Annotated in this window: 7 protein-coding genes; 1 reads left to right on the forward strand and 6 read right to left on the reverse strand. The window is 59.9% G+C overall.

The genetic code is table 11. The annotated features are described in order from the left end of the window. Nucleotides 1-99: 99 nt before the first annotated feature. Nucleotides 100-738 carry a TetR/AcrR family transcriptional regulator gene (locus tag AC1DSG_RS26450; protein WP_477793526.1) on the forward strand — a complete coding sequence of 213 codons (639 nt, stop codon included), beginning with the start codon at nt 100-102 and terminating at the stop codon, nt 736-738. Nucleotides 739-868: 130 nt separating this feature from the next. Here the strand turns inward: AC1DSG_RS26450 and AC1DSG_RS26455 are convergent, their stop codons facing one another. From AC1DSG_RS26455 to ssuE, 6 genes are all read right to left on the reverse strand, one after another. Continuing rightward, nucleotides 869-1084, reverse strand: a complete 216-nt coding sequence (locus AC1DSG_RS26455; RefSeq protein ID WP_003229256.1) for a TOBE domain-containing protein — start codon at nt 1082-1084, stop codon at nt 869-871. Nucleotides 1085-1191: 107 nt separating this feature from the next. After that, nucleotides 1192-1998 (reverse strand): aliphatic sulfonates ABC transporter ATP-binding protein, encoded by an 807-nt coding sequence (gene ssuB / locus AC1DSG_RS26460; protein WP_477793527.1) that lies wholly within the window; start codon nt 1996-1998, stop codon nt 1192-1194. Then, the gene (gene ssuC / locus AC1DSG_RS26465) at nt 1995-2777 is read right to left on the reverse strand and encodes an aliphatic sulfonate ABC transporter permease SsuC (protein ID WP_477793528.1); all 783 of its coding nucleotides are present in this window, start codon (nt 2775-2777) and stop codon (nt 1995-1997) included. Before ssuC ends, ssuB begins: the two co-directional genes overlap by 4 nt. An 8-nt stretch (nt 2778-2785) precedes the next feature. Further along, complete coding sequence (gene ssuD / locus AC1DSG_RS26470; RefSeq protein WP_477793529.1) at nt 2786-3934, reverse strand: FMNH2-dependent alkanesulfonate monooxygenase; 1149 nt, start codon at nt 3932-3934, stop codon at nt 2786-2788. 25 nt (nt 3935-3959) lie between these two features. After that, nucleotides 3960-4940, reverse strand: a complete 981-nt coding sequence (locus AC1DSG_RS26475) for a sulfonate ABC transporter substrate-binding protein (protein WP_477793530.1) — start codon at nt 4938-4940, stop codon at nt 3960-3962. An 89-nt stretch (nt 4941-5029) separates the two neighbouring features. Next, on the reverse strand, nt 5030-5623 hold the full coding sequence (ssuE, locus tag AC1DSG_RS26480) for an NADPH-dependent FMN reductase (RefSeq protein WP_477793531.1): 594 nt from the start codon (nt 5621-5623) through the stop codon (nt 5030-5032). Between the last annotated feature and the right edge of the window lie 239 nt (nt 5624-5862).

Consider the following 5862-nt stretch of genomic DNA (forward strand, 5'->3'; position numbering starts at 1 on the left):
CTGAAGATCAACTGTGGGAGCGAGCCTGCTCGCGATGGCGTCCTGGCAGACAACACACAACCCTGCTCGTACAATGCCCCTGCCCCGCAGGAGACTTCAATGACCCGACTCGCCACCCCACGCAAACCCCGCGCCCGCAGCCAGGCGCGGATCGACTCGATACTCGATGCTGCCCGCACGCTGCTGGCCACCGAGGGCGTGGGCAGTCTGTCGATCTACAGTGTCGCCGAGCGCGCGGAAATCCCGCCCTCCTCCGTCTACCACTTCTTCGCCAGCGTACCGGCGCTGCTCGAAGCCCTGACGGCCGACGTCCATGCCGCGTTCCGCGCCTGCCTGCAAGCGCCTATCGATCATGACGCGCTCACCGGTTGGCGTGACCTGTCACGCCTGGTGGAGCAGCGCATGCTCGCGATCTACAGCGAAGACGCCGCCGCCCGCCAATTGATCCTCGCCCAGCATGGCCTGACGGAAGTCACCCAGGCCGACCGTCAGCACGACATCGAACTGGGCGACCTGATGCACAAGCTCTTCGATCACCACTTCGAATTGCCCAAGCTGCCGACGGACGTTGATGTGTTTGCACTGGCCATGGAACTGGGCGACCGAGTCTATGCGCGCTCGGTGCAGCAACACGGGCAGATTACTCCGCGCATGGCTGAGGAAGGGATGCGGGTGTTTGATGCTTATCTGGGGCTGTATTTGCCGCCGTATCTGCCCAAGCGCGCCATTACAGCCTGATTCCTGCATTGGCTTCACAGGCCTCATCGCGAGCAAGCTCGCTCCCACAGTTGACCGCATTCCATTGTGGGAGCGAGCCTGCTCGCRAAAGCCGCGCCGCCGATCTCACAGACTCACACCGCCCACTCCCTTACAACTTGGCGATCGACACTTCAGTGGATTTCACAAACGCAATCACTTCACTGCCGACCACCAGTTCCAGTTCTTTGACCGAGCGCGTGGTGATCACCGAAGTGACGATGCCGGACGCGGTTTGCACGTCGATTTCCGACAGCACGTCACCCAGTACGATTTCCTTGATAGAGCCTTTGAATTGGTTGCGAACGTTGATGGCTTTGATAGTCATATGATTTCTCCTGAGGTCGAAATGAGCTGCAAGTGGCAAGCTACAAGCTGCAAGTAAAAGCGCTCTGCTTCCTCTTGCCGCTTGAAACTTGCAACTTGCCGCTGCTTCTAGTGCGCCCAGCGCAATTGCGTAGGCAAGGGTGAAACAGGTTCCGGCTCCGGCGGTTCACCGGGCAGTGCGAGCACACGATTGAGCACTTGGGTTTCCAGCGCTGCCAGTCGATGCGAGCCACGAACCCGAGGGCGCGGCAGTTCCACGAGCAGGTCCAGACCGACTTCGCCCTCTTCGATCAAGATCACCCGATCAGCAATCGCCACCGCTTCACTGACGTCGTGGGTCACCAGCAACACGGTGAAGCCATGCTTCTGCCAGAGCCGCTCGATCAGTTGCTGCATTTCAATTCGGGTCAAGGCGTCCAGCGCACCCAGCGGTTCGTCGAGCAACAGCAAGCGCGGTTGATGGATCAGCGCGCGAGCCAGGGCCACGCGCTGTTTCTGTCCACCGGACAAGGCGGCTGGCCATTCATTGGCGCGATCGGCCAGGCCGACGGACTCCAGCGCTTCCAGTGCTTGCGGTCGCCAGTTGCCCTTGAGCCCGAGGCCGACGTTGTCGATGACCTTTTTCCAAGGCAGCAAACGCGCTTCCTGGAACATCAACCGCGTGTCCTCCCGCGCGTAACTCAGCGGCGCGGCGCCGGCGAGCAATACACCGCTCGTGGGTTGGTCGAGACCGGCCAGCAGGCGCAGCAAGGTACTTTTGCCGCATCCGCTACGACCGACCACGGCGACAAACTGTCCTGCCGGAATGTGCAGGTCGATCTCGCGCAACACTTGCCGTGAGCCAAAGGTTTTTTGTAGTTTGCGCACCACCAGCGGAATCCCGCGCAGCAGGCGTGGGGGTTGTTGAGCGGTCATGCCGCACCTCCTTTGGCAACCTGATAAGCCGGGTGCCAACGAAGCCACACGCGCTCAAGTCCACGGGCCGCGAGGTCGGCCAGCTTGCCGAGTACCGCGTACAGAAGAATCGCCAGCACCACCACGTCAGTCTGCAAAAACTCCCGGGCGTTCATCGCCAGATAACCGATGCCGGAACTGGCAGAGATAGTTTCCGCAACGATCAGCGTCAGCCACATGAAGCCCAGTGCGAAACGCACACCGACCAGAATCGAAGGCAACGCCCCCGGTAAAATCACCTGGCGAAACAGGCTGAAACCAGACAAGCCATAGCTGCGCGACATTTCCACCAGTGCCGGATCGACGTTGCGAATGCCGTGATAGGTGTTGAGGTAGATCGGGAACAACGTGCCCAGCGCCACCAGAAAAATCTTCGCCGACTCATCGATGCCGAACCACAAAATCACCAGCGGAATCAGCGCCAGGTGCGGCACGTTGCGGATCATCTGTACCGAACTGTCGAGCAGGCGTTCGCCCCATTTCGACAGGCCGGTGATGAACCCCAACGCCAGACCGATGCCGCCGCCGATGCTGAAGCCCAGTGCGGCGCGCCAGCCGCTGATCGCCAGGTGCGTCCAGATTTCGCCGCTGCGCACCAGACTGACGCCGGCTTCGATCACCGCGATGGGGGCCGGCAGAATCCGTGTCGACAACCAGCCCGCCGACACCGACAACTGCCACACCGCCAGCAACAACACCGGCAACGCCCAGGGCGCGAGGCTGTGAATAATTTTCTTCATGGTGCGCCTCAGCTCTGGGACGCGGCTTTTGGAAGAATGTCGTTGGCGACCATCTCGCCAAACGGGCTGACGTAACCCGCGCTTTTCGGCAACTCGGGACGCTCAATGTCGAGGTGCGGGAACAGCAATTCGGCCACGCGGTACGATTCTTCAAGGTGTGGATAACCGGAGAAGATGAAGGTGTCGATGCCCAAGTCCGCGTATTCCTTCACGCGAGCCGCCACAGTTGGACCGTCGCCAACCAATGCCGTACCGGCACCGCCACGCACCAGACCGACACCGGCCCACAGATTGGGGCTGACTTCCAGGTTGTCGCGGCTGCCGCCGTGCAGTGCGGCCATGCGCTGCTGGCCGACGGAATCGAAGCGAGCCAGAGAAGCCTGAGCACGAGCGATGGTGTCMTCGTCCAGATGCGAGATCAGTTTGTCAGCCGCTTGCCAAGCCTCGGCATTGGTCTCACGAACGATCACATGCAGACGAATACCAAAGCGCACGGTACGCCCCAGCTTCGCGGCTTTAGCGCGCACTTGCTCGATCTTCTCGGCAACGGCGGCCGGTGGCTCGCCCCAGGTCAGGACCATTTCCACTTGCTCTGCCGCGAGGTCTTGCGCCGCTTCCGACGAGCCGCCGAAGTACAACGGCGGACGCGGTTGCTGGATCGGCGGATAGAGCAACTTCGCCCCTTTAACGCTGATGTGCTGGCCGTCGTAATCAACGGTTTCGCCTTCTAGCACGCGACGCCAGATGCGGGTGAATTCCACCGAGGCCTGATAGCGCTCTTCATGGCTGAGGAACAAGCCATCACCGGCCAATTCTTCCGGATCGCCACCGGTGACCAGGTTGAACAACGCACGACCGCCGGACAGACGATCCAGGGTCGCCGCCTGACGCGCCGCCACCGTCGGGGAAATGATCCCGGGGCGCAGGGCGACAAGAAATTTCAAACGCTGGGTCACCGGGATCAGCGACGCCGCCACCAGCCACGAGTCTTCGCAGGAACGTCCGGTAGGAATCAGCACCCCGCCGAAACCCAGACGATCCGCCGCTTGCGCGACTTGTTGCAGGTAACCGTGATCGACGGCGCGAGCGCCTTCGGCGGTGCCAAGGTAGTGGCCGTCGCCGTGGGTAGGCAGGAACCAGAAGATATTGAGGCTCATGGAGTGGTCTCCTTAGGGAATCGAGTTACTGGGCTTTGGTTACTGAGCTTTGGGCAACAGTTGCCGGTGGCGTCCAGATCACGTCTTTGATGCTCAGCTGTTTCGGAATCAGCTTGAGCTCGTAGAAGCTGTCAGCGATTTTCTGTTGGGCCGCGACCACTTCAGGCGTGAGGAACAGCGCGCCATAACCCTGGCGTTTCACCGAGGTCAGGGTGATGTCCTCCGGCAGACCGAGCAGTGGTGAAACCTGCTGGGTCACGTCTTGCGGATTGGCCTTGGACCATTCACCCACCGCGCGCACTTCTTCGACGAGGGTCTTGATCACTTCAGGATTTTTCTGCGCGTAAGGCTTGGTCGCGAGGTAGAACTGATGGTTGTCGACGATGCCCTGGCCATCGCGCAAGGTGTGCGCTTGCAGTTGTTTTTCGGCGGCAGCCTGGTACGGGTCCCAGATGACCCAGGCGTCGACGCTGCCACGCTCAAACGCGGCGCGGGCATCAGCCGGCGGCAGGAACACGGTCTGGATATCGGTGTATTTGAGGCCGGCATCTTCCAGCGCACGTACCAGCAGGTAGTGCACATTGGAGCCTTTGTTGAGCACGACTTTCTTGCCCTTGAGATCTTTCACCGATTTGATCGGCGAATCCTTCGGCACCAGGATCGCTTCGCTGTGCGGCGCCGGTGGTTCATAGGCAACGTAGAGCAGATCCGCACCCGCCGCTTGAGCAAATACCGGCGGGGTTTCGCCGGTCACGCCGAAGTCGATGGAGCCAACGTTCAAGCCTTCGAGCAGTTGCGGGCCACCTGGGAATTCAGTCCATTGCACGTCCACGCCTTGGGCGGCGAGGCGTTTTTCCAGTGTGCCTTTGGCTTTGAGCAGCACCAGAGTGCCGTACTTTTGATAACCGATTCGCAACGTCTCGGCTTGAGCTTGAGTAATGGCGCCGAAGGACACAGCCGCAACAAACAGAGCGACCAGACCACGACGCAAAATGACAGTGCGCATAGCGCTCTCCTTTTTGCAGTGAGGTTTTGGCTGCACCTGCTTGGCCGTTGTCGGCTGAGTAAGGTGAGTGGATCAATTTCGGGTGAGGCTTAAATGCTCCAGCGAGCACTCAACAAACGTTCATTCAACAGGTTTGGATCAAGCGGCTTGGGCCGTCTCGCCATGGCGCTGAAAAACAGTTCCAGCGACTCGTTCAATCGTTGCTCCAGCTCCGGCGCCAATTGCGCTTGGGCGCTGCCTTCGGCGTAGGCGATCTGGCTGTCTACAGCAAAAATACCGTGAAGCATTTCCTGGGCTTTCAGCGCCGACAACACCGGTTTAAGCGCGTAATCCACCGCCAACATGTGGGCGATGCTGCCACCCGTGGCCATTGGCAAAACGACTTTATGGTGGAGTGCTCGTTCGGGCAGCAGGTCCAGCACGGTTTTCAGTGCGCCCGAGAACGACGCCTTGTAAACCGGTGTGGCAATCAGCAGTCCGTCGGCGTTTTCAATCTGTTGCAGCAGGTCGATGACCTTGGGGCTGTCAAAGCGTGCGTGCAGCAAGTCTTCCGCCGGGAAGTCCCGAACCTGGTAACTCACCACTTCCACCCCTTGCTCCTGCAACCAGCGCTGGGAGCGTTCCAGCAGTACCCCGGAACGGGAACGTTGGCTGGGACTGCCACCGAGTGAGACGACCAGCATTCAGATGATTCCTTGAGCGGTGTTGGCGATTCGCGGTTTGCGATCTCGCTGTGATGGGAGTGACCTTAACAGGTGATTGTTATATCCATAAATCATATTTATTCATTTGGTTATTCGTTTTGGAGATATGAAAAACTCCGGATTCCAGGCATAAAAAAAGGCCGTCGAAACGGCCTGAAATCCCCTGCTTTGTGGTGATCGTTCCCACGCTCTGCGTGGGAATGCCTCTAGGGACGCTC

The sequence above is a fragment of the Pseudomonas sp. P5_A12 genome (genome assembly GCF_056400685.1).

Coding starts and splice junctions, on each gene's coding strand:
- AC1DSG_RS26450 (WP_477793526.1), top strand. CDS start 100: ATGACCCGACTCGCCACCCCACGCAAACCCCGCGCCCGCAGCCAGGCG.
- AC1DSG_RS26455 (WP_003229256.1), bottom strand. CDS start 1,084: ATGACTATCAAAGCCATCAACGTTCGCAACCAATTCAAAGGCTCTATC.
- ssuB (WP_477793527.1), bottom strand. CDS start 1,998: ATGACCGCTCAACAACCCCCACGCCTGCTGCGCGGGATTCCGCTGGTG.
- ssuC (WP_477793528.1), bottom strand. CDS start 2,777: ATGAAGAAAATTATTCACAGCCTCGCGCCCTGGGCGTTGCCGGTGTTG.
- AC1DSG_RS26475 (WP_477793530.1), bottom strand. CDS start 4,940: ATGCGCACTGTCATTTTGCGTCGTGGTCTGGTCGCTCTGTTTGTTGCG.
- ssuE (WP_477793531.1), bottom strand. CDS start 5,623: ATGCTGGTCGTCTCACTCGGTGGCAGTCCCAGCCAACGTTCCCGTTCC.